This window comes from Clostridium sp. CM042 (assembly GCF_055080995.1).
Genome location: NZ_CM143646.1, coordinates 182,946 through 209,921, shown reverse-complemented (window position 1 = coordinate 209,921; position 26,976 = coordinate 182,946). Strand labels below are relative to the sequence as shown.

General features: G+C 30.3%; 29 protein-coding genes. 3 read left to right on the top strand and 26 right to left on the bottom strand.

Annotation, left to right across the window (positions count from 1 at the left end; genetic code table 11):
• The 16 genes from trmD to pta form a co-directional block, all read right to left on the bottom strand.
• Nucleotides 1-726: a tRNA (guanosine(37)-N1)-methyltransferase TrmD gene (gene trmD, locus ACWJJ7_RS01130; RefSeq protein ID WP_462965058.1), complete on the bottom strand. Its 726-nt coding sequence runs from the start codon at nucleotides 724-726 to the stop codon at nucleotides 1-3.
• Nucleotides 723-1,214 carry a ribosome maturation factor RimM gene (rimM, locus tag ACWJJ7_RS01125; RefSeq protein ID WP_462963554.1) on the bottom strand — a complete coding sequence of 164 codons (492 nt, stop codon included), beginning with the start codon at nucleotides 1,212-1,214 and terminating at the stop codon, nucleotides 723-725. The genes trmD and rimM overlap by 4 nt, the downstream gene beginning before the upstream one ends.
• An 84-nt stretch (nucleotides 1,215-1,298) precedes the next feature.
• Nucleotides 1,299-1,526 carry a KH domain-containing protein gene (locus ACWJJ7_RS01120; protein WP_462963553.1) on the bottom strand — a complete coding sequence of 76 codons (228 nt, stop codon included), beginning with the start codon at nucleotides 1,524-1,526 and terminating at the stop codon, nucleotides 1,299-1,301.
• 34 nt (nucleotides 1,527-1,560) lie between these two features.
• Entirely contained in the window at nucleotides 1,561-1,803 is a 243-nt protein-coding gene (gene rpsP / locus ACWJJ7_RS01115; RefSeq protein WP_165414012.1) for a 30S ribosomal protein S16, read from the bottom strand.
• Between the two features lie 50 nt (nucleotides 1,804-1,853).
• Nucleotides 1,854-3,203 (bottom strand): signal recognition particle protein, encoded by a 1,350-nt coding sequence (gene ffh, locus ACWJJ7_RS01110; protein WP_462963552.1) that lies wholly within the window; start codon nucleotides 3,201-3,203, stop codon nucleotides 1,854-1,856.
• 10 nt (nucleotides 3,204-3,213) lie between these two features.
• Entirely contained in the window at nucleotides 3,214-3,561 is a 348-nt protein-coding gene (locus tag ACWJJ7_RS01105) for a putative DNA-binding protein (protein WP_462965057.1), read from the bottom strand.
• A 110-nt stretch (nucleotides 3,562-3,671) separates the two neighbouring features.
• Nucleotides 3,672-4,583: a signal recognition particle-docking protein FtsY gene (ftsY, locus tag ACWJJ7_RS01100; protein ID WP_462963551.1), complete on the bottom strand. Its 912-nt coding sequence runs from the start codon at nucleotides 4,581-4,583 to the stop codon at nucleotides 3,672-3,674.
• A 51-nt stretch (nucleotides 4,584-4,634) separates the two neighbouring features.
• Nucleotides 4,635-8,189: a chromosome segregation protein SMC gene (smc, locus tag ACWJJ7_RS01095; RefSeq protein ID WP_462963550.1), complete on the bottom strand. Its 3,555-nt coding sequence runs from the start codon at nucleotides 8,187-8,189 to the stop codon at nucleotides 4,635-4,637.
• 388 nt (nucleotides 8,190-8,577) lie between these two features.
• On the bottom strand, nucleotides 8,578-9,669 hold the full coding sequence (locus ACWJJ7_RS01090; RefSeq protein WP_462963549.1) for an elongator complex protein 3: 1,092 nt from the start codon (nucleotides 9,667-9,669) through the stop codon (nucleotides 8,578-8,580).
• Nucleotides 9,662-10,363: a ribonuclease III gene (gene rnc / locus ACWJJ7_RS01085; RefSeq protein WP_462963548.1), complete on the bottom strand. Its 702-nt coding sequence runs from the start codon at nucleotides 10,361-10,363 to the stop codon at nucleotides 9,662-9,664. The genes ACWJJ7_RS01090 and rnc overlap by 8 nt, the downstream gene beginning before the upstream one ends.
• A gap of 198 nt (nucleotides 10,364-10,561) precedes the next feature.
• Nucleotides 10,562-10,795, bottom strand: a complete 234-nt coding sequence (gene acpP / locus ACWJJ7_RS01080; RefSeq protein ID WP_462965056.1) for an acyl carrier protein — start codon at nucleotides 10,793-10,795, stop codon at nucleotides 10,562-10,564.
• A gap of 41 nt (nucleotides 10,796-10,836) precedes the next feature.
• Nucleotides 10,837-11,859, bottom strand: coding sequence for a phosphate acyltransferase PlsX (gene plsX, locus ACWJJ7_RS01075; RefSeq protein WP_462963547.1), 1,023 nt, complete (start codon nucleotides 11,857-11,859; stop codon nucleotides 10,837-10,839).
• A 163-nt stretch (nucleotides 11,860-12,022) separates the two neighbouring features.
• Nucleotides 12,023-12,208 (bottom strand): 50S ribosomal protein L32, encoded by a 186-nt coding sequence (gene rpmF / locus ACWJJ7_RS01070; protein ID WP_462963546.1) that lies wholly within the window; start codon nucleotides 12,206-12,208, stop codon nucleotides 12,023-12,025.
• A gap of 12 nt (nucleotides 12,209-12,220) precedes the next feature.
• Nucleotides 12,221-12,721, bottom strand: coding sequence for a YceD family protein (locus tag ACWJJ7_RS01065; protein WP_462965055.1), 501 nt, complete (start codon nucleotides 12,719-12,721; stop codon nucleotides 12,221-12,223).
• A 207-nt stretch (nucleotides 12,722-12,928) separates the two neighbouring features.
• On the bottom strand, nucleotides 12,929-14,122 hold the full coding sequence (locus tag ACWJJ7_RS01060) for an acetate/propionate family kinase (protein WP_462963545.1): 1,194 nt from the start codon (nucleotides 14,120-14,122) through the stop codon (nucleotides 12,929-12,931).
• Between the two features lie 27 nt (nucleotides 14,123-14,149).
• The gene (gene pta, locus ACWJJ7_RS01055) at nucleotides 14,150-15,160 is read right to left on the bottom strand and encodes a phosphate acetyltransferase (RefSeq protein ID WP_462963544.1); all 1,011 of its coding nucleotides are present in this window, start codon (nucleotides 15,158-15,160) and stop codon (nucleotides 14,150-14,152) included.
• Between the two features lie 281 nt (nucleotides 15,161-15,441).
• Here pta and ACWJJ7_RS01050 point away from each other — a divergent pair, with 281 nt between their 5' ends.
• Both ACWJJ7_RS01050 and ylbJ read left to right on the top strand, forming a co-directional pair.
• Entirely contained in the window at nucleotides 15,442-16,665 is a 1,224-nt protein-coding gene (locus tag ACWJJ7_RS01050) for a nucleotidyltransferase (protein ID WP_462963543.1), read from the top strand.
• A 125-nt stretch (nucleotides 16,666-16,790) separates the two neighbouring features.
• Nucleotides 16,791-17,969 (top strand): sporulation integral membrane protein YlbJ, encoded by a 1,179-nt coding sequence (gene ylbJ, locus ACWJJ7_RS01045; RefSeq protein ID WP_462963542.1) that lies wholly within the window; start codon nucleotides 16,791-16,793, stop codon nucleotides 17,967-17,969.
• Here ylbJ and ACWJJ7_RS01040 read toward each other — a convergent pair.
• From ACWJJ7_RS01040 to ACWJJ7_RS01015, 6 genes are all read right to left on the bottom strand, one after another.
• On the bottom strand, nucleotides 17,952-18,476 hold the full coding sequence (locus tag ACWJJ7_RS01040) for an ATPase (protein WP_462963541.1): 525 nt from the start codon (nucleotides 18,474-18,476) through the stop codon (nucleotides 17,952-17,954). The two genes, ylbJ and ACWJJ7_RS01040, sit on opposite strands and share 18 nt — an antisense overlap.
• Nucleotides 18,477-18,485: 9 nt before the next feature.
• Entirely contained in the window at nucleotides 18,486-18,968 is a 483-nt protein-coding gene (gene coaD / locus ACWJJ7_RS01035; protein ID WP_462963540.1) for a pantetheine-phosphate adenylyltransferase, read from the bottom strand.
• Nucleotides 18,969-19,042: 74 nt separating this feature from the next.
• Entirely contained in the window at nucleotides 19,043-19,615 is a 573-nt protein-coding gene (rsmD, locus tag ACWJJ7_RS01030; protein WP_462963539.1) for a 16S rRNA (guanine(966)-N(2))-methyltransferase RsmD, read from the bottom strand.
• A 77-nt stretch (nucleotides 19,616-19,692) separates the two neighbouring features.
• Nucleotides 19,693-21,729, bottom strand: coding sequence for an ATP-dependent DNA helicase RecG (gene recG, locus ACWJJ7_RS01025; RefSeq protein WP_462963538.1), 2,037 nt, complete (start codon nucleotides 21,727-21,729; stop codon nucleotides 19,693-19,695).
• A 96-nt stretch (nucleotides 21,730-21,825) separates the two neighbouring features.
• Nucleotides 21,826-23,469: a DAK2 domain-containing protein gene (locus ACWJJ7_RS01020; protein ID WP_462963537.1), complete on the bottom strand. Its 1,644-nt coding sequence runs from the start codon at nucleotides 23,467-23,469 to the stop codon at nucleotides 21,826-21,828.
• Between the two features lie 10 nt (nucleotides 23,470-23,479).
• Complete coding sequence (locus tag ACWJJ7_RS01015; RefSeq protein WP_462963536.1) at nucleotides 23,480-23,830, bottom strand: Asp23/Gls24 family envelope stress response protein; 351 nt, start codon at nucleotides 23,828-23,830, stop codon at nucleotides 23,480-23,482.
• Nucleotides 23,831-24,026: 196 nt separating this feature from the next.
• Here ACWJJ7_RS01015 and rpmB point away from each other — a divergent pair, with 196 nt between their 5' ends.
• The gene (rpmB, locus tag ACWJJ7_RS01010; protein ID WP_165413696.1) at nucleotides 24,027-24,218 is read left to right on the top strand and encodes a 50S ribosomal protein L28; all 192 of its coding nucleotides are present in this window, start codon (nucleotides 24,027-24,029) and stop codon (nucleotides 24,216-24,218) included.
• 291 nt (nucleotides 24,219-24,509) lie between these two features.
• On the opposite strand, the gene ACWJJ7_RS01005 is transcribed toward rpmB, so the two are convergent.
• The 4 genes from ACWJJ7_RS01005 to rsgA all read right to left on the bottom strand — a co-directional run bounded on the left by ACWJJ7_RS01005 (nucleotide 24,510) and on the right by rsgA (nucleotide 26,957).
• Complete coding sequence (locus ACWJJ7_RS01005) at nucleotides 24,510-24,680, bottom strand: hypothetical protein (RefSeq protein ID WP_462963535.1); 171 nt, start codon at nucleotides 24,678-24,680, stop codon at nucleotides 24,510-24,512.
• A 123-nt stretch (nucleotides 24,681-24,803) separates the two neighbouring features.
• Entirely contained in the window at nucleotides 24,804-25,439 is a 636-nt protein-coding gene (locus ACWJJ7_RS01000; protein WP_462963534.1) for a thiamine diphosphokinase, read from the bottom strand.
• Between the two features lies 1 nt (nucleotide 25,440).
• Complete coding sequence (gene rpe / locus ACWJJ7_RS00995; protein WP_462963533.1) at nucleotides 25,441-26,091, bottom strand: ribulose-phosphate 3-epimerase; 651 nt, start codon at nucleotides 26,089-26,091, stop codon at nucleotides 25,441-25,443.
• Entirely contained in the window at nucleotides 26,088-26,957 is an 870-nt protein-coding gene (rsgA, locus tag ACWJJ7_RS00990; RefSeq protein ID WP_462963532.1) for a ribosome small subunit-dependent GTPase A, read from the bottom strand. Before rsgA ends, rpe begins: the two co-directional genes overlap by 4 nt.
• Between the last annotated feature and the right edge of the window lie 19 nt (nucleotides 26,958-26,976).

Below are 26,976 nucleotides of genomic sequence, written 5' to 3'. Positions count from 1 at the left end.
TTATTGCTTTCTTTCAAAAGCCTTACTTAATAGTTTTTTATCTTCCTTCGTAAGATTAAGGTTTTGAAATAAATCCGGCCTTTTTTCTTTAGTTATTAAGAGTGACTGCAATCTTCTCCATTTTCGTATATTTTCATGATGTCCTGAGGTCAATACCTCTGGAACCTTTTTACCCTCAAAACATTCTGGTCTTGTATACTGAGGATACTCTAGTACTCCATCATAAAAAGATTCTTCTGTGAAACTCTCCGGGCAAGATAATACCCCTGGAATTAATCTACAAATACTATCCACTATAGGAATACATGCCATTTCTCCACCTGTCAAAACATAATCACCTAAAGAAATCTCCATATCTATATAGTCATAGGTTCTCTCATCAATACCTTCGTAATGTCCACATACAAATATTAATTCTTTTTCCTCACATAGCTTTTTTGCAATATCTTGGGTAAAAGGAATACCCCGTGGTCCCAAAAATATTACCTTTCCACCATTATGCAATTTAACATCATTAATACAGTGAACTATCGGTTGAGTTTGCATTACCATACCCGCTCCACCACCATAAGGAGTATCATCAACTTTTTTATGTTTGTTTACTGCATAGTCGCGAATATTACGAGGAGAAATCTCCAGTATGTTTTTCTCTATGGCTCTTCCAATGATACTATAATTAAAAATATCAAACATTTCAGGAAATAGAGTTAAAATGTCTATTTTCATTCTTGCCATTCTTTTATCGGCTTAATTATTATTTCGCGTTTATTAATATCTATACTAACTATAATATCCTTAAGCACTGGAATGAGCACTTCTTTATTTCCCTTAACCCAATATACATCATTACCCGGCGTATGAAGAACATCATATACTTTTCCAAGTTCTTCTCCACCCTGCTCGAAAACACTGCAATTTAATAAATCAGCCACATAGTAGCTACCCTCTGGCAATTCAACAGCATCTTCGCGGCTAACCATCAAGTACTTATTTCTATATAATTCTGCTTGCTCTATGCTATCTATACCTTCAATTTTAAGTATTGCTCTATCCGCTTGAAGTTTACAACCTTCAACTTTTCTAATTTCGCCATCAATATACACACTTTTTAATTTTTTAAATCTTTCAAGACTATCAGTGAGCGAAAAGACTTTAACTTCACCCTTTAAGCCATGTGTTTTACCTATCTTACCTACACTCATAAAATCTTCCATTTAAAATCCTCCTTTCAAAATCACTTATATAAATAACCAAAACTCAAAATTTAATTAAAATAAGAGTTAGGCAGAACCTAACTCTTACTTTATTTCAACAACTACTTTTTTATTTTCTTTAACAGCAGCTGCCTTAACAACCGTTCTAATAGCTTTAGCTATTCTACCTTGTTTACCTATAACTTTTCCCATATCCTCATGAGCTACAGACAATTCAAGAATTACTGAATGCTCATGTGCTACTTCGTTTACTACTACCATTTCTGGTTTATCAACTAAATACTTTGCCAATACTTCAAGTAACTGTTTCATGGAAAACTCCTCCATTCATTACTTACAAACTTTTCTAGTTGACTGCTATTTTGCTAAGTAACCTTTTAACTGTATCAGATGGTTGTGCACCATTTTTCATCCACTTAGTTGCTTTTTCAACATCAATTTTAATAGTAGTTGGCTCTGTTGTTGGGTTATAGTATCCTATTTCTTCTATAAATCTTCCATCTCTAGGAGCTCTTGAATCTGCAACTACTACTCTATAAAATGGAGCATGTTTAGCACCCATTCTTTTTAATCTTATTTTAACTGCCATGTATAATCACCTCCTTAAATCTAAATTCAATCATTACTCAAATAGTTTTATTAAAAAGGCATTTTACCAAACAGACCTTTTTTACCAGGTTTTTGGAATCCTTTCGCTTGCTTCATAAGTTTCTTTGCCATCTCAAAATCTTTTAACACCTTATTTACTTGCTGTACCAAAGTACCTGACCCATTAGCAACTCTCTTTTTTCTAGAAGAAGAAGAACTAATTAAACTAGGATGTGTTCTTTCTGATATAGTCATTGAGCTTATAATAGCTTCAACTTTTCCCATTTCTTTTTCGCCTTGAGACAAATCTACACCCTGTAATTCTTTTTTATTTACACCTGGCATCATTTCAATTAATTTATTCAATGGTCCAAGTTTTTTCATTTGTTGCATCATTGCTAAATAATCCTCTAAATTGAATTCTTTGGAAAGAATTCTGCTACCAAGTTCTTTTGCTTCATCTTCATTTATAGCTTGCTGTGCTTTTTCTATTAATGAAAGCACATCACCCATACCAAGTATTCTTGATGCCATTCTATCTGGATAGAAAACTTCCAAATCATTCATTTTCTCGCCAACACCAACAAATTTTATAGATTTACCAGTTATTGCTTTGATTGATAAAGCTGCACCACCTCTTGTATCACCATCTAACTTAGTCAAAATTATTCCAGTTATATCTAGCTGTGAATTAAAACTTTCTGCTACATTAACTGCATCCTGACCAGTCATAGAATCTACAACTAGCATTATTTCGCTTGGCTTCACACTTGATTTTATATTTTGAAGTTCCGCCATTAAAGTTTCATCTATATGAAGTCTTCCTGCTGTATCTATTATAACTACATTATTACCATTATCTTTAGCAAAGTCTAATGATGCTTTTGCTATATCTACGGGACTCGCATTGTCTCCCATGGCAAAAACCGGAACTTCAATTTGTTTTCCAACTACCTGCAATTGTTTAATTGCAGCAGGCCTATATATATCACAAGCAACCAATAGTGGTTTTTTGTTTTTTCGTTTCAGTGAAAGAGCAAGTTTACCACCCATTGTGGTTTTACCGGCACCTTGAAGCCCAACAAGCATTATAACTGTTATCCCATTTATAGAAAACTCTAACTTACTTTCTGAATTACCCATTAAATCAGTTAACTCATCATTAACGATTTTGATAACCTGTTGCCCAGGTGTTAAGCTTTCTAATACTCCATTACCTAGACACTTTTCGCTAACATTTTTCACAAATTCTTTAACTACTTTATAGTTAACATCTGCTTCAAGCAATGCTAATTTTACTTCTCTCATAGCATTTTTAATATCTTTTTCGGAAAGCTTACCCTTACCTTTTAATTTTTTTATGGTATCCTGTAACTTAGAAGATAATCCTTCAAAAGCCATAATAAACCTCCTAAATGTTTTCAATAATCTGGGTTTTTATATCACATATAATCTTATTTATCTTTTCATCTTTTATGTTAATTTGTAAGTTATCTAATTTTGATATAATGTTTTTTAAATTTTCTTTTAGTTCATGATTTTTATTTAATAACTTTAATTTTTCTTCATATACTAAAAGCACATTATCAGATCTTTTAATAGTATCGTGAATAGCTTGCCTGCTAGTATTATTTATCTCCGCTATTTCTGATAAAGACAAATCATTATTAAAATACATATCCATTATGTTTCTTTGCTTTTCAGTAAGCAATTCACCATAAAAATCTAATAATAGGGAAATTTCAAATCTTTTTTCCATTTCATCACCTTGCTCACAAATCATATATTATCAGATTTTAAATGCAGTGTCAAGTAGTTTTACTTAACAGGTCAATATATTTATATAAGTTAGCGTCTTAGACCTACATTTTAAAATAAAGCCTCTACGAAATCTTTTGAATTAAACTCTTGTAAATCATCTACCCCTTCACCAACGCCTATATATTTAACTGGTATATCAAGTTGATTTTTTATTGATATTACAACGCCACCTTTAGCCGTGCCATCTAATTTAGTTAGTATTATACCATCTATAGGACATATTTGCATAAATTGTTTAGCTTGCTCAACTCCGTTTTGTCCTGTTGTAGCATCAATTACTAGTAAAGTTTCCATATGGGCCTCACTATACTCCCGCTTAATCACCCTATTTATTTTTGCTAATTCATCCATAAGATTCTTTTTATTATGTAGTCTACCTGCCGTATCACAAATTAGCACATCAACTTTTCTTGCTTTGGCTGCTTGAACAGCATCAAAAACTACAGCCGCAGGATCAGATCCCTCTTGATGTTTTATTAATTCCACGCCTGCTCTATTGCTCCAAATTTCTAACTGATCAATTGCTGCCGCTCTGAATGTATCCGCTGCAGCCATGAGAACTTTATATTTTTCAGCTTTTAGCGATGCAGCGATTTTACCAATAGAAGTGGTTTTACCAACTCCATTAACCCCAATTATCAAAAGTACTTCAGGTAGATTTCCATGCCGTATTGGATTTTCATCTTCACCTAATATGTCAATCAAAACTTCTTTTAAACATGGCCAGATTTCTTCTGGTTCTTTTACTTTATCTTCTTTCACCTTTTTTTTAAGCTTTTCAATTACATGAATAGAAGTCTCTACCCCTATATCTGATGTGATTAATATTTCTTCTAGTTCCTCATATAGTTCATCGTCAATTGTAATTGCTAAGTTTAATACTTCACTAACTTTTTCTGTGATGCTATTTCTTGTTTTTGTTAGTCCATCTTTTAATTTATCAAAAATTTTCCCAAACATTTCTACTCCTCCTTGTTTGTTTTTGTGACACAAAATAATTATTATAAATTTTTACTTATTCAAATCTACAGACACTATTTTTGACACTCCTTTTTCCTCCATAGTAACACCATATAATACATCTCCAGCTTCCATAGTTCCTTTCCTATGCGTTATTATAATAAACTGAACATTATCCGAAAATCTCTTTAAAAATTCAGCGTACCTAACTACGTTTGCATCATCAAGTGCTGCTTCAATTTCATCTAAAATGCAAAAAGGTGTTGGCTTCATCTTTAATATTGCAAATAATAATGCAATTGCAGATAAAACTTTTTCTCCACCAGACATTAGACTTATGTTTTGAAGTTTTTTCCCTGGTGGTTGAACATTAATATCGATTTTAGCAGTAAGTTCATCGCCTTCTGTAAGTATTAAATCTGCACTTCCACCCTTAAATAATTCTATGAAGGTTTCATTAAAATTTTGTCTTAATATAATAAAATTTTCTGCAAATATTTGTTTCATCTTTTGAGTCATTTCACATATTACAGTTAATAATTCATTTTTCGCTAAAACCAAATCTTCCTTTTGTCCATCCATAAAAGTAAATTTTTCTTTGACTTCTTTATATTCTTCAATAGCACTTACATTAATTTTCCCAAGCATTGATATTGACGCTTTTAGTGTTATTATTTCCTTTTTAAGCTTATCAATGTCTTCAATTTCATTTTTAAATTGCAGTGCTTCTGCATATGTTAATTCAAAGTCATCATTCAATTTCTGATAGTACGTATCCTTTTCCATTTTAACTCTCGCAAGAGCTAATTCACATTTGTGCATTTCTTTTTCGGTTTTTTCTAGCATTAGCAAAACATTATCTAAATGCTCCAAGCTTATTTTTATATGCTCTTTAATTTTAATTCTTTTAATTTCATTGTCCTCAAATTTTTTTTCCATTTTTTCTAATACAGTCATTATTTCTTTTACTTTTACTTCGGCACTTTGAATTGAAAATAAATTTTTGTTTTTATTTTTCATAGATTCTTCTATTTCTCTAGAAAATGCAATTATTTTTTCATTATATACTAATATTTCATCATTTAATCTTTTAATTTCAGAGCGCTTATTATGTATTGTTTCATCAATTTGAGCTTTCTTTATCTTGGCATCGATAATTGATTCTTTTATATTTTCAATTTCTTGCAATTTATCTTTTAATTTGAAATCAACCTTGTTAATACTTTTCTGTATTTCATCTTTAGCATGTATAAATTTAGCAACAGATGTATTTTTTTCATCAATTTCTTTATTTCCCTCTTTAAGTTTACCCTCTTCTAAAGACTTTTCAGTGTCTAGAGCCATTATATTATTTTTTAATCTGTTTGTTTCATCTATTATTGAATTTACTTTAGCTTCCATCTTCGTTACTTCAATATTTTCAAAGTGAACCTTATCCTTTAAATTTAAGTTTTCTTCGTTTAACCTTAAAATTTCAGATTTGCTTTGTTTTATTTTTTTTAAGTAAATAAGTGATTCATCTTTTAGTACATCTAAATCCTTAGCCAATTCTTTTATTTCCCTTTTTCTACCAATTATGCTTGAAGTTTTTGAATATACACTTCCACCAGTTAATGAACCCCCAACGTTTATAATTTCTCCTGATAATGTAACAATTTTATATCTGAAATTATTTTTTTTAGATATTTGGAGGGCCGAATTCATATCTTTACATATAATTGTCCTGCCTAAAATAAATGCAATAACTTCACTAAATTTCTCATCATAACTTATTAATTCATTTGCCATTCCAACAAATCCAAGATTGTTTTTAGTTTCATTATCAATTGCAAGTTTTTTACCCTTAATAATGTTTAAAGGTAAAAATGTTGCTCTTCCCAGATTATTTGCCTTCAAAAAATCTATTAATGTTTTTGCCACGGTTTCATCTTTAGTTATTATGTGTGATATAGATCCCCCCAAAGCAATTTCTATAGCTACTTCTAAATTCTTTTCAACCTTTATAATTTCTCCAAGTACAAAACATTCACGAATATTTCCTACTTTACCTTCATTCACGTGTTGCATTAAATTTTTTACCGATTTATTATAACCTTCATGCTTTTTTTCCAAAGTTGTAAGTATATTAAAATTAGCTTCTGTTTTATTAATTTTAAAATTACAGTTTTTCATAGTTCTTTCATTAAACGTTAGAATGTTTTGTAATTTATCACTTTCTTTTTTATTATCCTTAACCTTATTTTCATAATGAACTATTTTATCTTTAAATTCTTCCATTTGACTTTCAAATATTATTTTTGTATTAGCATTAATTTTTATTGAATTATCGAAATTTTCAATATTATTTTTCAAAGTATCAATTCTTTTTTTAGAGATATCCATATTATTATTTAAAATTAATAAATTATTGGTGAATTCAATAGTTTCGTCGATACTACTTTGCTCTTTTTCCTTAAGAGTTTTAGCTTCATCACTTTCAATCGCTATACTTCCCTCAATATCCTTAATTTTTATTTCTTCATATTGAATTTTTTCTACTATTTCCATTTGAGTATTTTTTATAATATTCAAAGAATTTTCTGATACATTCTTATTGCTTTTAAATTCTAATAAATTTTTATGAATAATATCGCTCTCATTTGATGTTTTATCAATTGCTTTTGTTAAATTATCTATTCTTTCATTTAGAATCTTTATTTCAGAAACATTATTTTGGTAAATCAGCTTATTGTTATAATATATTTGTTTTTCTTCTTGGTTTTTATTTTCAAATGTTTCAAATTCACTGTTCCAGTATTCAACATCTTTCTTAAATTGGGTTTTTCCCTCTGTGCTTTGTATTACTTCGCCATTTAATTCAGTACCTTCATCGTGTAATCTTTTAATTTTTTCTTCAACCTTATTAATGGAGTCAATAATTATGCTAACCTCTTTACTTTTTAATTCTTCAAAAAGTTTTAGAAAATTCTTTGCCTTTTCGCTTTCTTTCATTAATGGTTCTAGTCTTTCTTCATAAGTACTTAAAATATCTTCTATTCTAATCAAATTTTGATCTGTACTATCTAATCTCTTTTCTGCTTCTTCTTTTCTTGTTTTAAACTTAACAATTCCTGCAGCCTCTTCAAACAATTTTCGTCTTTCCTCAGTTTTACCACTTAAAATAGCATCAATTTTACCTTGACCAATAATTGAGTATCCTTCTTTTCCTATACCCGTATCCATAAAAAGCTGTTGAACATCTTTTAATCTACAAGATGTATTGTTTATTAAATATTCGCTTTCTCCTGAACGATATAATCTTCTCGAGATTGTAACACTAGAATAATCAATGTCTAGTCCAGAATCACTATTATCCAAAATCAAGGAAACTTGCGCCAGTCCAACTGGTTTCCTAAACTGTGTGCCAGCGAATATAACATCCTCCATTTTGTCTCCTCTTAAGTTTCGTGCACTTTGTTCTCCAAGGACCCACCTAACAGCATCAGATATATTGCTTTTGCCACTTCCATTTGGTCCAACGACTGCCGTAATTCCCTTGGTGAATGTTAACTCTGTTTTATCTGCAAAGGATTTAAATCCTCTTATTTCAATAGATTTTAAGAACATTAAAACACTCTCCTATTTTACCTAAATAGCATTGGCGATATAAATCCTATAATAAAAATTATAACTATACTATAAATCAATACCTTTGTATATTTATCTCTTGTTTTCTTTTTCATAATTCACCTCATACTTTTATTTTTTTCTTTAACGATATTTCAAAAGGAAAGTTTCCCACTTCTATAAGTTGGAGTTACATCTCCTAACAAATAGAAAACTTCAGTGAGATTATAAATTTCCTTTTGAAGTCGTTAATGTATCTTCTGCGAATATGTTACAGCTCCGCAGGAGATGATTTAATATAAATAAAGTATATATTACTACAAATAATTTAACGTAATATATACTTTATTTAACGTGCAAGGATAGACACTATATTCTATACAACAAATTAAAATCCTTCTTTATACTTTGAGGTCACATACTCAAATATGGTCATAATAATGCATTTTTCTCCTATAGATATACTAATACTTCCACGTTTAATGGTAATATCTTGGAATATTTCTATTGAAACTGTTTTTATTTGTTTTTTTATGCCATAAAAAAAACTTTTCCCATTAGCGTAAAGTTTTGAAATGTCTTTTGGATTTATTTTAACTAAAACTTTATTAACGCCCATGTCACTTTTAAAATTATTCACTATAACATCATATAATAAATCATTATATATACTACCTTCAACCAATTCTCTAAATGCAGGATGAAATGGTCCTGCAACTAAATCATTGCCTTCTGAAATTTCAACAGTTGGCTGTAATCCTATCCTGATCACATTTATTTGGTTTGCTACCATCATAATGTAAATAATCTTACTTATGTTTACTGCTTCACTTAATGAATAAGGTTTAAATTCTTGCTTTATATACATGTTCTCCATAGGTGTACCTTTAATCACAAGCGCCGGATATATTCGACAAATATCTGGTTTAAGATCAATAGCTCTTTTAGCTGTCTCTATATCTTTATTTATATTATCTCCTGGAAGGCCTATCATTATTTGGTGTCCTAAAACAAAACCATACTGCTTTATAAGTTTTGAAGCATTCACTACATCACTTGCAGTATGACCTCTTCCAGACTTTAATAACACTTCTTCATCAAGCGATTGTACTCCGAGTTCTATAATATCTACAGAGTATTTTTTTAGATTGCTCAATATTTTATCATCAATATAATCTGGCCTTGTAGATAATCTAATGAATTTTATTTTATTATCATCTTTAAACTTCTTAGCAACAGTTAAAAGTTCTATTTGCTTTTCCATTTTTATAGCTGTGAAAGTTCCTCCAAAAAATGATACCTCAATAATAGCATCATTGTTATTTACTGTTTTCAAATATTCATTTACTGTCTGCTCCACATACATTGCATCAACTTTTGTTGATGTTCCTGTTATGCTATTTTGATTGCAAAACACACAATTATGTGGGCAACCTTCATGTGGAACGAAAATAGGAATAATATAATGCAAATTACTCATGCACGTCCTCCTGATTCATCATAACCTGTTTGGCTGCATTTTGCTCTGCTTCTTTTTTACTATAACCTTGCCCTGAGCCTTTTACACAATCATTTATTAATATGTTGACAAAAAATTTTCTCTTGTGTGGTGGCCCTTCAAATTTCACTAGTTCATAGCAAATGTTTACTTCTCCATTTTGCTGAAATATTTCCTGAAGCTTTGTCTTATAATCCAAAACTATCTCATTGCTAATTGCTTTCTCAATGATTTCTTTAAAGTTATTAAGTATAAATGAATTAGAATATTTTATTCCTTTATCCAAATATACAGCAGCAATTATTGCTTCAACACAATCAGCCAATATTGAAACTCTATTTCTACCACCAGTAATTTCTTCACCTTTGCTCATGTTCATGTACTTTCCAAGTTCCCAACCGTTTGCAATATCGCACAGCGAATTTTCACAAACAATTAGGGACCTAATTTTAGTTAAGTATCCTTCAGGCTTTTCCGTAAAGCGACTATATAAGTATTCGGATATTACAAGTTGTAATACAGAATCGCCCAAGAACTCAAGTCTTTCGTTAAATCCAACCTTTTTTTTCTGATTTGCATAGGAACTGTGGGTTATTGCCGTTTTCAATAGCTCTTTATCACTAAAATTCAATTTCAGTTCCTTCTCAAGGTCCTGTAATTTTATATCATACTTCATAATCATTACTCCTTTTCGGAAGTTTATTTAAATAATGTTTATCTTCATTCGCAAAATTCTTCAAGTTTATTATTCAATTTACTTAGCCTGCCAAATATAACAACACATTTACTGGTTATTTTTTAAAGCTAACTTTTATAGTAAATTCAAAAATAAGTTTGAAAAAGCTAAAGGCCCGCACTACTGCGGGACCTTATGTTATTCTTCTGAGTGAATTTTAATATATTCAACTATATCGCCAACAGTCGCAATTTTCTCAACATCTTCATCTGGAATTTCTATATCGTACTCTTCTTCGAGTGCCATAATTAATTCTACAATATCAAGAGAATCAGCTCCTAAATTATTTATAAAAGATGATTCCATTTTTATTTCTTCTTCTTCTATACTTAATTGTGATGCTATACACGCTCTAATTTTTTCAAACATAATATAATCACCTCCTTACCTTTCTATATTATACCAAACAATTATTACAAATTCTCATTTACGTTCTTTTCCTGCTGAGATAATTTTTCAATTTCTAATTTTAATTTATCTACAACATTATTTTCATAAAATATTGTAGCCTGGCCGATTGCATTTTTAAAAGCTTTAGAATCTGAACTTCCATGAGCCTTTATGCAAATCCCATTTACTCCGAGAAATGCGGCTCCGCCATATTCTTTGTAGTCGAAATCCTTTTTAAAGCTTTTAAAGATTGGTTTTAATAGCATTCCTCCAAATTTAGTTCTGAAAGATCCCATTATTCTTGTTTTTAATAAATCAAATATACTAGCAACTACACCTTCATATAATTTTAAAATTACATTTCCTGTAAATCCATCACAAACTAAAACATTGATGTCTCCAGTTGGAATTTCTCTAGCTTCCACATTGCCTACAAAATTTAAATTTGCTTCCTTTAGTAGTTTATGAGCTGATTTTGAAAGTTCATTACCCTTTTCTTCTTCAGTTCCTATATTCACAAGGCCTACAGATGGATTAGCTATTTTTAAAATATTTTCGAAATATGTTTTCCCCATAAGTCCAAATTGCACTAAATAATGAGGTTTGCATTCCGCATTTGCTCCACAGTCAATTATCATAAAAGGACCTTTTTTACCTGGCACTACAGGCGCTAAAGCCGGTCTATCTATACCTTTTATTCTTCCTACTATAAGTGTACATCCAGCTAAAAAAGCACCTGTGCTTCCAGCTGAAATAATAGCATCTGCTTCTCCATTTTTCACAAGATTCAATGCTTTTACGAGGCTTGAATTCTTTTTGCGTTTAACCGCCATTACAGGATGTTCATTTGTACTAATAACTTCTATAGCATCAACAATTTTTATTTTGTTACAATCATAGGAATATTTCTTTAGCTCACCTCGAATTAAGTCTTCAGGGCCAGTTATTACTATATCTATATCATATTCTTTTATAGCTGCGATGCAACCTTCAACCACAGCATCTGGAGAAAAATCTCCACCCATTCCATCTACAACAACTACCATTTTAAACCCTCACTTTAAATGTGCATTATAACAAACAAATAAATATTTATTTATTTGTTTATATTATATACCATAGTGCTCAAATAATTCTAGTATTAATAATACCAGAATACAAATATAATTGTATTTAAAAAATAAAAAGAAAGTCTTTCGACTTTCCTTTTTATTTTTGCTCAATTGAAACAACTTCTCTATTTTTGTAATATCCACAGTTTTTACATACTCTGTGCGAAAGCTTCATATCGTGGCACTGAGGACACTCAACTATTCCTGGTAAACCAAGTTTAAATGTTTGCGCTCTTCGAGAATCTCTTCTACCTTTAGAAAATTTTCTAGCAGGATTTCCCATTGTAACACCTCCTTAATCAGTTAAAAACAATTCTTTTAGTTTTGCCAACCTTGGATCAACATCGTCAATTGTACATTTACATGTACTATGATTTAGATTGATTCCACAATGATGGCATAACCCTTTGCAATCTTTATTACAAAGTTTTTTTATAGGCAGCATAGAAATGATATTATTTTCCATAATTTCATTTAAATCTAATCTATCATTTTCAATAAAAATAATATCCTCATCTTCACTCTTTAGAGTTTTTGACAATCTTTCATTTAATTCAATATGTATTGAATAAGAAAAAGTCTCAAGACACCTAGAACAAGCAAGTAATAGTTCTGTCTCCATACTTCCAGTTAAATCTATTTCATCATCGATAGATTTTAAAATTAAATGCATTTTAACTGGTTTAGAAAATTGTATAAATTCATTATCATAGAAAAACTTATCTTTTTCCAAATCTAAATGAAGTTCTTTTCTTTTGTTTTTATTACCAAATAATTCCGAAACATCTATTACCATATTATCCACTCTGAAAAACTAAATACTATTTAGTTCTTTCTCATATAAAGAATATCTTTATACCTTGTATAAAAAAATATACAGCTCGAGCAAAGCTTCCGCGTCCCTCCTAACTAAATAGTTTTTTACTTACATCAAACACAGTTAATTATATAAACAATATAGTGAAAAGTCAAGAATTATTTATTATAGACATTAGCAATAATTTTATTTTATTAAAGCCTTCGTGTCTCTTGCTATTACTAATTCTTCATTTGTTGGTATAACAAGTATTTTAGTTTTAGAATCTCCTGTACTTATTTCTGCCTCTTTTCCGCGAACCTTATTCTTTGCCTTATCTAAGACTGCTCCCAAGAATTCTAGTCCCTTACATATATCTTCTCTTGTTTCTGGAGAGTTTTCGCCAAGTCCAGCTGTGAATATAATTGCATCTACTCCACCCATTACTGCAGCATAAGATCCTATAAATTTCTTAACTTTATAGACAAATATATCAAGCGCTAACTGAGCTCTATGATTTCCATCTTTCCATGCAGCATCTTCTATATCTCTAAAGTCACTACTTACTCCTGATATTCCTAAAACGCCGGATTTTTTATTCATTAAATCATTTGCTTCATCAATTGTTAATTTTAATTCTTGCATTATATATATTATTATAGCCGGATCTATACTTCCGCACCTAGTTCCCATAGCTATTCCTTCAAGTGGAGTAAATCCCATACTTGTTTCTACTGATTTACCATTTTGCACCGCAGAAATACTTGCTCCATTTCCTAAGTGACAAGTAATTAATTTTAGATCTTTTATGTCTTTACCCATCATTTTTGCAGCTCTATCTGAAACATATTTGTGAGATGTTCCGTGGAATCCATATTTTCTAATACCATGTTTAGTGTAAAGGTCATACGGAAGTGGGTATATGTATGCAACTTCTGGCATTGTTTGATGAAATGCAGTATCAAATGCAGCTACCATAGGAGTACTAGGCATTAATGCCTTACAAGCATTGATCCCGATTATATTAGCTGGATTATGAAGTGGTGCAAGTTTTGCACATTCTTCTAAGTTCTTCATTACTTCATCATTAACTATAACTGATTCTGCATATTTTTCTCCACCATGAACAATTCTATGTCCCACCGCATCTATTTCTGATAAATCTCTAATAACACCATGATCACAATCTACAAGTGCGCTAATTACTAATCTAATAGCATCTGTATGATCTTTCATTGTCTCTTCAATAATATATTTTTCCCCATTAACCTTTTGCGTTAATTTCGATCCTTCCATTCCTATTCTTTCTATTAATCCAAGTGCTAAACATTCTTCATTTTCCATGTTTATTAATTGATACTTAAGCGATGAACTTCCACAGTTTATAACTAATACTTTCATTAAATTTTCCTCCTAATAGTATACATTTTATTTAAGACTATTTTGAATTTGAGCTTGAACTGCAGTAACTGCAACAACATTAACTATATCATCCACACTGCATCCTCTTGATAAATCATTTATAGGCTTTGCAAATCCTTGACAAACTGGTCCGATAGCTTTTGCTTTAGCAAATCTTTGAACTAATTTATATCCAATATTTCCAGATTGTATATCCGGAAATATTAAAACATTTGCTTTTCCAGCCACAGTACTGTCTGGTGCTTTTTGTTTTGCTACACTAGCAACAATAGCTGCATCTAACTGAAGCTCTCCCTCAATTTGTAAATCAGGTCTAGCCTTCTTTGCAATTTCAGTAGCCTTTACTACTTTATCAACTAATTCATGCTTTGCACTCCCTCTAGTTGAAAAAGACAACATTGCAACCTTAGGTTCAAAATCGCATAATAATTTAGCATTATCTGCAGTGCTAATAGCTATAGCTGCTAAGTCTTCCGCATTAGGGTTTATATTAACAGCGGAATCTGCAAATAAAAGTAGCCCGTCTTCTCCATATTCATCGTGAGGCAATTCCATTATAAAGAAACTTGAAATGATCTTAATTCCTGGTGCAGTTTTAATGATTTGCATTCCAGGTCTAAGTAAATCTCCTGTATAATGTACCGCTCCCGAAACCATTCCATCAGCTTCTCCCATCTTAAGCATCATAGTTCCAAAATACACACAATCTTGCATTGTCTCAGACGCTTTTTCTAGAGTCATTCCTTTATTTTTTCTTATCTCATAAAATTCCTTTGCATAAAAATCAGTTCTTTCAGAAGTTTTTGGGTCTACAATTTCTATACCTTCAATGTTAACTGATAACTTAGCTGCTTTTGCTTGTATTACACTTTTATCTCCTATTAATATTACCTCTGCTAGTGAATTATTTTTGATGATTTCACTAGCTTTTATAGTCCTCTCTTCTTCTCCCTCTGGAAGTACTATTCTTTTTTTATCTGCCTGTGCCAATTTACACATTCTTGCTATAAATGCCATTCTTATTGCTCCTCTCGTTTATTATCAACTTAATATACATTAATAATATACACCCTTTACCCTATACATTTCAACATAAAACTACAAAATCATTTACATATATTATATTTTAAATATTCTTAATCTTCATCCTTTTTGTCTTTTTTGAAATATATTTACTTTTATTAATTCATTTTATATTATATAATATAAATAAGTTTTAACGACATTTCAGTTTTAGTACTTCTCTTTAGGCATAAATTATTAGCTTATATTTATATGAGCTTTCATGAGGTGATTTAATGAATATTTCAGGTATAATTGTTGAATATAATCCATTACATAACGGTCACGTATATCATATTAATAAAACCAAGGAGCTCACAAATTGTGATACCTTAATTTGTGTTATGAGTGGGAATTTTACTCAACGTGGTATTCCATCAAGTATAGACAAATGGACAAAAACTAAAATGGCATTAAATAACGGAGTAGATTTAGTAATAGAGCTACCAACTATCTACAGCGTATCATCAGCAGATTTTTTTTCTTTTGGCGCTGTAAGTCTTCTAAACAGCTTAGGAATAGTGGATAATATTTGCTTTGGTAGTGAACATGGAAATATTAATGACATATATAATATTTCTAATATATTACTTCAAGAACCTATTGAATTTAAATCACTATTAAAAACTTATTTATCCAAAGGTATCACTTACCCTTTAGCAAGATCTAATGCACTTTATGATTATTTAATGAATTCAAAATTGGACATATCAAACTTATTATTAGATAACTTTTTAAATTCACCTAATAATATACTAGGTATAGAGTATTGTAAAAGCTTAATCAAGTTAAAAAGTTCTATTACACCTTACACATTAAAAAGAGAAGGAGCGTCTTATAACAGTAATCTTTTACATAATGAATTTTCAAGTGCTACAGCTATAAGAAAATTTGTGAAAGAAAATGGTTCTTTAACGAAACTTGCGGGTCATGTTCCAATCTCAGTATTAGCTGAACTTCAAAACTTATACTCGAAAAATTATGAATTTACATTTGAAGATTCCATGTTTCCGTACATTAAACATAAATCTGCTACATCAAAAAATTCATTAGTAAATTTACCAGATGTATCTGAGGGTCTTGATAATAGGATTATTAAATCCTTACAAAATAGTTTAAGCTACTCTAGTGCACTGGCCAATGTAAAAAGCAAACGCTACACTTATACTCGAATTAGTAGAATATTATGTCAATATTTTATAGGATTTGATATCTTTGATACTAAAAAATTAAGATCAATACCTTGTCCTTATGCTCGAGTTTTAGGATTTAACTCAAATGGAAAGTCAATTCTAAAATCTATAAAATCAAACAGCAGTATTCCACTTTATACTAAGATCCCCAAAATGTGCAATGAGACCATGCAACTAGATATTCAGTCTACAAGGGCTTATAGCATTATAAATAGTAGTATAGGTCATAATAGCGATTATTTGATATCTCCTATAATTATAGTGTAAAAATAAATGCTGCTATCATAAATAGATAGTAGCATTTATTATATTTAAAATTAGTGTTTCCAATACATAAATTTATGAAAATTCAAATATATTTAATACAGTAATACTTAAAAAGGGGTCTAACATTGAAATTACCATTAATTATATTATTAATTTTCATAATGTTCTTATTATTTGAATTATTTAAAATTTTGAAGATAAATCTATCAATAACATTAATTTGTTCTCTTATTATTCTACAAATAATATTAACTCCTAATATTTGTATACAGTACACTATCTCTGGCGCAAAATTGTTTTTCAACTCAATTTTTCCTTCTCTTTTTCCATTTTTAGTTGTAATAAATATTATAGTAAGCTACGATGGCATTCATATTTATTCTAAATTGTTAGGCAATCTAATTTGTAAACCCTTAAAACTACCAAAAGAATGTAACTTTGCTCTTTTAGTTAGTTTACTATGTGGTTATCCCCTTGGTGCGAGATACACTTGCGATTTGTACGAAAAAAATATAATTGATTTAAATACCTGTGAACGATTGCTAAATATAGCTTCTAATGCAAGCCCACTTTTTATTATAGGCGCAGTGGGCGCTTCTATGATGTCAAATGCTAAAATTGGTTATATATTAATACTATCTAATATTCTCTCTTGCATGTTTATGGGATTTATTATTCCCTCAAAAGATTCTTATTTTAAAATTAAAAATAGAGGTGACAATTTCTCAAGAAACCATCCACCCACCACAAATATTGGTATGATATTGAAAAACAGTATTGAAGATGCCATGAAGAATGCATTAAATATCGGTGGTTTTATTGTAATATTCTCCGTAATAACAGGATTAATTAAAGACAATGTAATATTTCACATTGCCCTTAATAAGTTTTCTTTAATTATTGGCTGTTCTGGGAATTTTATAGAAGGTTTATTATTAGGAATGTTAGAGATGACTAACGGATGCTATTTAATATCCTCTAGTAATTCAAATCTCTATGTAAAACTTCCAGTTTTAAGTTTTTTAATTGCTTTTAGTGGTTTGTCTATAATTTCTCAAGTTTATAGCTATACCTATAAATATGATGTCTCAATAAAAAAATACATTGCTCGAAAGTTTATTCAGGGCATAATTTCCTCAATTTTAACACTGATTCTATATTATATTTTTCTACATACTACATCAGTTTTTACTTTTAATAATATTGGCATATATAAAACTAGTAATTTATATTTTTTAATATTAATCATTTTATTTATTCCGCTATTACTTATGAATATAATTAAACTATTTCATACTTCTTAATTCTTTTACATTCTCTCTTATTGAAGTTGTGGTATCCGTAACTTCTCCTTGTAGAGATATTAAAAAATCTTGAACATCACCCTTAATCTTATGAAGCATTTTCTGACCTTTTAATTCAATCTCTTTATCTAATTGGGATAATATTTCGTCCGCATAGTCTTTAGCCCCAAGTCTCATAATTTTAGCATCCCTCTGAGCTGATGCTATAATTTCTTCAGCTCGAGTTTGTGCTTCTTTAACTAAGTCTTGCTTTTCAACTCTTCTTCTTATTTTATCAATGGTCTCTTCTTCAAAAATTTTAGCTTGTTTTTTTGCATCAACAAGAATTCTTTCTTTTTCATCACAAACCCACTGAGCCTTTTTAAACTCATCTGGCAAATGATTTATAATTTGATCAATTATGTCTAATATTTCTCTTTTATTTACAACCACCTTACCTGTAACAGGTATTTTAGAAGAACTTTCAACAATTCCTTGAAGGTATTCTAAAAGTTTTATAACATCCATATTTCCCCCCTATTTAGAATTAATTTTCCTAATAACATCTGGAATAATTTCCTCAGGTACTAATCCTTCAATACACCCTCCAAGCATTGCAACCTGTTTAACTGAAGAGGAACTTATATAGCTATATTCTGTCTTTGTCATCATAAACACAGTTTCCTTACTTGGATCCAATTTATTATTCATTGATGCCATTTGAAACTCATATTCAAAATCTAAAACACTTCTGAGTCCCTTCACAATGACACTAGTACCCTCTTCATTCATTAGTTGAACAAGTAAACCACTAAACTTCTTCACGCGTACATTAGGTAAATTTTTAACTACGTTTTTTATTTGTTCTATTCTCTCATCTACAGAGAATAGACATTTTTTCTCAGGGTTAACAAGTACTCCTACGATTAATTCATCATAAACTCTAGACGCCCTCTCAATAATATCCAAATGTCCGTTTGTTATTGGATCAAAACTTCCAGGGCAAATTGCTTTTTTCATCTTATTCCTCCACGTTTTCCTCTGAGGTAGGTAACAATTATAAATTGTTACCCTCATGTATTTTCTTAAGGATACTAATAATTCTTAATTATTAGTTCCTTGTATTTGTAAAACAATACAGTAGTGTTACCATATTTTCTTAAATCAGAAAGTTGAATAATAGAATTTCCTTCATATATTTCTTCTGAAGAATCTATTTTACAAACAATCAACCCATCTTTCCTTAAAAGGCTATTTGATGCAATAATCTCAATAGCAGGTGGAATCATGTCTTTAGCATATGGTGGATCTATAAAAATCAAATCAAACACAATCTTTTCATCTGCAAATTGTTGCATGAATTTATATGTATCACCTTTTAAGCACTTGCATTTATCGTTAAACTTTAAATTATCTACATTCTTTTGTAACATATCAAATGTAGTATCACCCATATCAATTAGATAACATTTCTCAGCTCCCCTGCTTGCAGCCTCGAGACCTAAGCTACCAGTACCTGAAAACATGTCCACGACTATAGCATTTCGTGTTCTATCCTGGATAATATTAAATATAGCTTCTTTTATTCTATCTAATGTGGGCCTCGTTCCTATCCCCACAGGGGACAACAATTTTCTTCCTCTTGCACTTCCTGAAATAATTCTCATATGTTTATTCCTCCATCTAAGCCAGTTTCGATAATATTTTAACATATATATATAATTTATACAAAGATATTTTTTCTCTAATTAAAACAAATGTAGTTAGAACTTTGCTGGATTTTTTCTATTATTTCATCCTTTATTTTAACGTCTTCAACATTACTACTTTGCATTAACTTTTTTGCTTCACTATTCGCAAGTTTTAAAATATCTATATCTTCAATTAAATCTGATAAAATCAACCCTGATTCACCATGCTGCTTGATGCCAAATAATTCTCCTGCGCCTCTATTTTTTAAATCTTCTTCAGCAATAAAAAAGCCGTCATTACTTTTAACCAGTATTTCTAATCTTCTTTTCACTATATTATTTGTAATCTTAGCGAGTAGTATACAATATGACTTATACTTTCCTCTCCCTACTCTCCCCCTAAGTTGATGGAGTTGTGCAAGGCCAAATCTTTCTGAGTTTTCAATTATCATAACTGTAGCGTTTGGTACATTTACTCCAACTTCAATTACTGTAGTTGCAATCAGTGCTTTAATTTCTCCAATTTTAAATTTATCCATGATTTCATTTTTGTGTTTACTTGGCATTTTACCATATATCATCCCTATTTCTATAGAACCAAAATATTCTTCTTTTAATTTTTCGTAAAGCTTCTCAACTGAACTTAACTTCATCTCTTCATTTTCTTCCACTAATGGACAAACTATGTAAACTTGTCGTCCCTTATTAATTTCGTTTAAAGCAAACTCATACACCTTTTTACTAGAGGACATACTTTCATAGCTTGTATCAATCTTCTGCCTGCCTGGAGGTAATTCATCTATAATAGATACGTCTAAATCACCATATAAATATAAAGAGAGTGTTCGCGGAATAGGAGTAGCTGTCATTACAAGAATATCTATATTTTTTCCTTTATTAGAAAATCTATTTCTTTGCGATACTCCAAAACGATGCTGCTCATCAGTAACAATCATTCCTAAGTTTTTAAATTCTACATCATCTTCAATAAGTGCATGAGTTCCAACAATAATATCAATGGTTCCATCCTTTAACTCCTGCTTAATTAATTGTTTATTTTTTGCTGTAACACTTCCGCTTAGTAGTTGTATGTTTAATGAAAATTTTTTTAATACATTTTGAATTTCTTCATAATGTTGCTTTGCTAAGATTTCAGTTGGTGCCATCATAGATGCTTGATAACCATTTTTCACAACATTAAACATAGTAATTATAGCCACTATAGTTTTACCGCTTCCAACATCTCCCTGAACCATTCGATTCATTCCTATATCTTTCTTTTGATCTATTAGAATTTCTCTTACAACTTTACTTTGTGCCTTAGTAAGCTTAAATGGAAGTTGCTCCTTTAAGGTTGTAAGTTCTGGTGCTATTTTAAATTGAATACCATCATTATGATATTTTATAAACTCTTTTAGCATTAAAATTTTTAATGAATAAGTAAATAACTCTTGAAATTTAAGCCTTCTCTTTGATTTATTAAGGAGTTCTAAGCTTTTAGGGCTATGTATATTTCGAGCAGCATCATCTAAAGAACAAAAATCATATTTTTCCACAAGCCATTTAGGCAAATTCTCTGTTATTTTAATATCACATAATACGTCAGATATAATTTTATTAAAAAAATTATTTGTAACATTATTTTTAAGTGGATACTTAGCAATAATGTTATTTGTAGCCATTGACGTATTTTTTACTATTTTAGGATTCATAATTGTGATTTCTTCCCTAAATTTATTAACTTTTCCTGTGATAATATATTTGTTTAAAATTTTAAAACTATTTTTTGCATAGGTTTGATTAAACCATTTACCCTTAAATTTATTATCACCTTGGCAAAAAACTATGGTAGAAAGAGTTTTATTATTTTTTAATCTAACATCTTTTAATATATTTAGGACAGTACACTCTACAATGAGTTTTTCACTTTCCGCGCATTCTAGAATGCTTTTATTCGCAGATACATTCTCATAATCTCGTGGAAAATATAATATCAGATCTAATACGTTAAAAATTCCACACTTATTCAAATTTTCTGCCATTTTAGGTCCAACACCCTTTATATATTTTATATCACTATAAATATCCACATATACCACTCCAAAAATAAGATTTTAATATTAGTTTTGTTCATTACTAAGCTTTAAGGTATATTCAAATACCTAAGAAAAAAAGCCCTAAGGCTTTTATTCAACTGACGCAATAAAATAATATAGTGGTTGTTTTCCATTATAATGTTGAATATCTAAATTCGGATATTTGTGTTCTAGGGCAGAAATAAATTCTTCCACTTCGCTTATTATACAATCTTCACCATAGAAAATCGTAATAAGCTCACTATCCTCTGTAACCATACTGTCTATAATATCTTCGCAAACTTTATAAATATCTGTTCCAACTTCTTTAATTTTTTGCTCAATTAAACCTAGAATATTTCCTTCTTTTATTATATTACCATCAGATTCAGTGTCTTTAACTGCATATGTTACAGAAGCTGTTGCAACATTTTTTATTGCTTCTTTTAATATATTTTCATTTTCTTCTACACTAACTTCTGGATTAAACATTGTTACAGCAGTTATTCCTTGTGGGATAGTTTTCGACGGAATAACAATTACATTTTTATCTGACAGTTCAACCGCTTGCAGCGCTGCCATAAGTATATTCTTATTATTAGGTAATACAAATACGTTTTCCGCATTAACTTTATTAATACTCTCTAATATATCTTGTGTACTTGGATTCATAGTTTGGCCACCTTCTATTACAGCGTCCACACCTAAATCCTCAAAAATGTTCTTAATCCCTTCTCCAAGCGCAACAGATATAAATCCATATTTTTTATTCTCAATAATGCTTTCTTTTACTGCTTCTTCAACTTTCTCATCCGAAATGCCTAATAAATTTCTATGTTGCTCTCTCATATTTTCAATTTTAACTTTAGACAATTCCCCTAGCGTTACTGCTTTTGAAATCACTATCCCTGGATCATTTGTGTGTATATGAATTTTAACAAATTCATCTTGTGAAACCACAACCATTGAGTCTCCAAATTCTTCCAAATATTTTTTTAATTCATTTGCATCAACATTTTCAGCGATGACTAACAATTCAGTACAGTATCCAAACTTTATGTCTACAGGCATATCTGAAGCTGAAGGTGATATTGTTTGTGATTTTGTACTTTTCTTTTCCGATGTGTTAATTATAGATTCCATATTATTGCTTAGAGCTTCATACATTCCTTTAAACAATATTAGAAGTCCCATTCCACCTGCATCGACTACTTTTGCTTGTTTTAATGCTGGAAGCATATCTGGTGTTTTATCTAGCATAATTTCACTATGCTTGCAAACTTCCTGCATAAGCGCAACTACTCCAGTTGCTCCGCTATTAACCGCACTTTCACCAGCAGCTTTAATAATAGTTAAAATAGTACCTTCAGTTGGCCTCATAACAGCCTTATACGCAAAGTTGGCACCTTCTAATATACTTTTAGCGAATTCTTCAGAAGTAGCTTCGTCTACGCCTTCTAGCCCTTTTGCAATGCCTCTGAATATTTGTGATAATATAACACCTGAATTACCTCTTGCACCCATCAGCGCGCCCCTAGCTAATTTTTGAGATATCTCAGCAATAGACTTAGTTGACATACCTTCAATTTCTTGCACTGCTGCTTTAAAAGTCATTGACATATTAGTACCTGTATCTCCATCTGGAACAGGAAATACATTTAGTGAATTTACATATTCTTTTTCTTCTTCTAACCTATTAGATGCGTTTATTACCATATTACGAAAATTTTGTCCGTTAATTTTTAAGTATTCCATTGCTACCTCCCTAGACCCTTACACCTTGGACGTTTACGGTTATTGCTGCAACTTTCAGTCCTGTATAATTTTCAACATTATATCTTATTTTTTGAATTATATTATTTGCTATTACAGATATTTTCGTGCCATATTCAACTATTATAAATAATTCAATAAATAGTTGGTTTTCCTTAGAATTAATTTTAACTCCTTTATTTAAACCGTCGCTCTTAATCAATTGCCAAAACCCATCCTTGGCATCTTTGAGTGCCATTCCAACAACTCCATAACACTCTGTTGTAGAAATTCCAACTATGTTGGCTAACGCTTCCTCTGAATAATATATATTACCATTCTCTCTTTCAATGCTACCTTTCATTTTAATTCCTCCTTATACTGCTATATAGATTATTTTATAGTATAATACTAATTTATTCAACAAAATTAATTTTATAATTGCTTTAGTTACTAATAATTTCTTATTTAACTTGCAAGAGTAGTAATATTTATGTTACAATAATGCGTGTTTCAATTGAGAAGATTTTTTTCTTCGTAGTCTTAAGGAGGTGTTTTCATTGTCAAGAAAATGCGAAATATGCAATAAAGGTGTTATTTCAGGTAGCCAATATAGTCACTCACACCGTGAATCAAAAAGAAAATGGGCTCCAAATATTCAAAAAGTTAAAGCTATAGTTAGCGGAACGCCTAAATCTATACATGTATGTACTAGATGTCTTCGTTCAGGTAAAGTCCAACGTGCTATATAATTAAGAAATAAAAATGCAGCTTTATAAGCTGCATTTTTTATTTAAACCCAGCTTTTAAAGCTGCATTTTTGTTTAAATTCAGCTTTAAAAGCTGTTTTTTTATTCAACTTCACCTTTAAAAACTGATTTTTTTGTAATAACTGAGTTTTTCTATGTTACTTTTTCAAAAAAAATCTAATTATTCGTGATATAAATCTCGGTAATTTAATAGCCATAATTTTCATCTCTCTTACCTCCCAAACATGAAATCCATAAAATCTCTTCTAACTTTACCTATCTATCTGCACCTCATTAACAATGATTGTTACGATCCATTATAGTAAAGCCAAAATAAACAATTCCTCCTCCTACAACAATTATCCACCACCAAAATGGGACTATTACTACTGTTATAATTCCGATGCCTAAACATGCAATGATTACTCCAAGCTGCTTTTCTAAACACTTATAAAACTTTTTCATAAGTTATTCCCCTCTCAAAGTATTCCAATATTATTATATGAATTACTCTCAATAATATTGCCAAAAATAAAAAACTATTTTTTTATTGAAGTTACCAATAAAAAAATAGTTCTTATATAATTATTAATCTGATGATAATATTATCATCAGCATTCCAGATTTAAATTTAAGATGAACCTGATGCCCTGCAAACTCATTTGAAATAGTTATGCTCTGTCCTATTTTCAAATTGTAATTATTTAAAGGATATTTTGCGCCTTCAATGGTTAACCCAATTATTTCATCGCCATAAGATTGTACAGAGAATATCTCGCCTACAGTGCCACTTAATGAAGTTGAGGCATCAATCAACCTAATATTATTGTTTTCATCCTTAATGCATGCATTAACGCCATTTTCTAAGCAGATTTTTAGCATTCCAATATTTCCGAGCAGATGATCAACTCTACTTCCAGTGCATCCCAATAATACTATTTCATTTGGTTTCATTCTCAAAGCCTTTTTAACTGCAATTTCAGTATCAGTAAAATCTTTTTCTGTAGGATAAATATCTATTATAGAATCGTTTTTTTTAAAATAATCCAAAGCCTCTTTATCAATAGAGTCAAAATCTCCTACAAGTAAATGAGGATTTATATTATAGTCATATAGGCAATTAGCACCACTATCTGCTCCAATTAAAAATGCATCCTCAGTAATTTCATTCATGAGTAATTGTTGTGATGGTGGATTTCCTCCTGATATTATTATGACTTTCACGTTAAATACCTGATCTTAAGACTTTTATGTTTTTCTCAATTTCATCATTCTTAAATACTGCCGACCCAGCCACAACAACATTAGCACCACTATTAACAACTTTTTGAATATTATCTGCATCAATGCCACCATCTACTTGAATCATAATGTCTTTATTATAAATATCTGCAAGCGCTCTAACTTCTTTAATTTTATCCGAGCAGTATTCAATATACTTTTGTCCTCCAAATCCAGGGTTTACTGACATAATAAGTACCATATCAAGATTGCTTATTAAATGTTTAATTAATGCTACAGGTGTAGCAGGATTTAATGCAACACCCGCTTTGACCCCAAAACTTTTTATGTAATTAATAGTTCTATCAATATGTCTATCGGTTTCATAATGGACAGTTATAATGTCAGCTCCTGAATTTACAAAGTCTTCTACATATTTAGACGGTTCTTCTATCATAAGGTGCACATCAAATGGTAATTTTGTTGATTTTCTAATACTCTTAATAACTGGAATACCGAAAGAAATATTAGGTACAAATATACCGTCCATTACATCAATATGAATCATATCAGCACCGCACGCCTCTAGCTGCTTAATATGTTCCCCTAGCCTTGAAAAATCCGCTGACAATATAGATGGTGATATTTTTATCATTTTTTATTCCCCCTAGCAATAATTTCTTCTAATGTTTTTATATAAAATTTATATCTATCCTTGTAAATTTCATTAGCTTCTACCGCTTCCTTAACTCCACAGTTAGGTTCTTTATAATGCATACAATTAGAAAACCTACATTCGCATCTATATTTTTCAAATTCTGGAAAACACTCTTGTAATTGTTCTTCCTCAATGAAATCTAAACTTAAGGCTGAAAATCCTGGAGTATCTAGCAAAAATCCCTCTTCATATTCAATAAGTTCACTGTGCCTAGTTGTGTGCTTACCTTTCTGGGATTTTTTACTTATATCTCCGGTTTTCATAGCTTCTCTTCCAAGTATACTATTGAGTATAGTTGACTTTCCAACTCCAGACGGTCCACAAAAAACAGTAATGTTATCTTTTATTCTAGTCTTAAGTTCAGAAAGTCCATCACCCTCTTTTGCTTTTAAAAATACTATGTCACATCCTACGCTTTTTAATTCTTTTATAATATCCTCATCAACTTGCTCAACTAAATCCAACTTGTTTAAACAAAGAACTATCTTTAACCTGTAATATTCACAAAGCACTAGAAACTTATTGAGCAAATCCATATTTAAATCAGGTTGTTTAAATGCAAAAACTACAAAAGCTTGAGTAACATTAGCTACTACTGGACGTATCATCTCAGTCTCTCTTGTAAAAATCTTTTCAATTACACCTTTGCTCTCATCTGTCTCGAGCATTATTTCCACTTTATCACCAATAACAGGGGAAAGCCCAGTATACCTGAACTTCCCTCTTGCCTTACATTCTATGACTTTGTCTTGAACTTTTACAAAATATAGTCCGCCTACACCTTTTATGATTACTCCTTGCATATATCCTTCACCATTTACC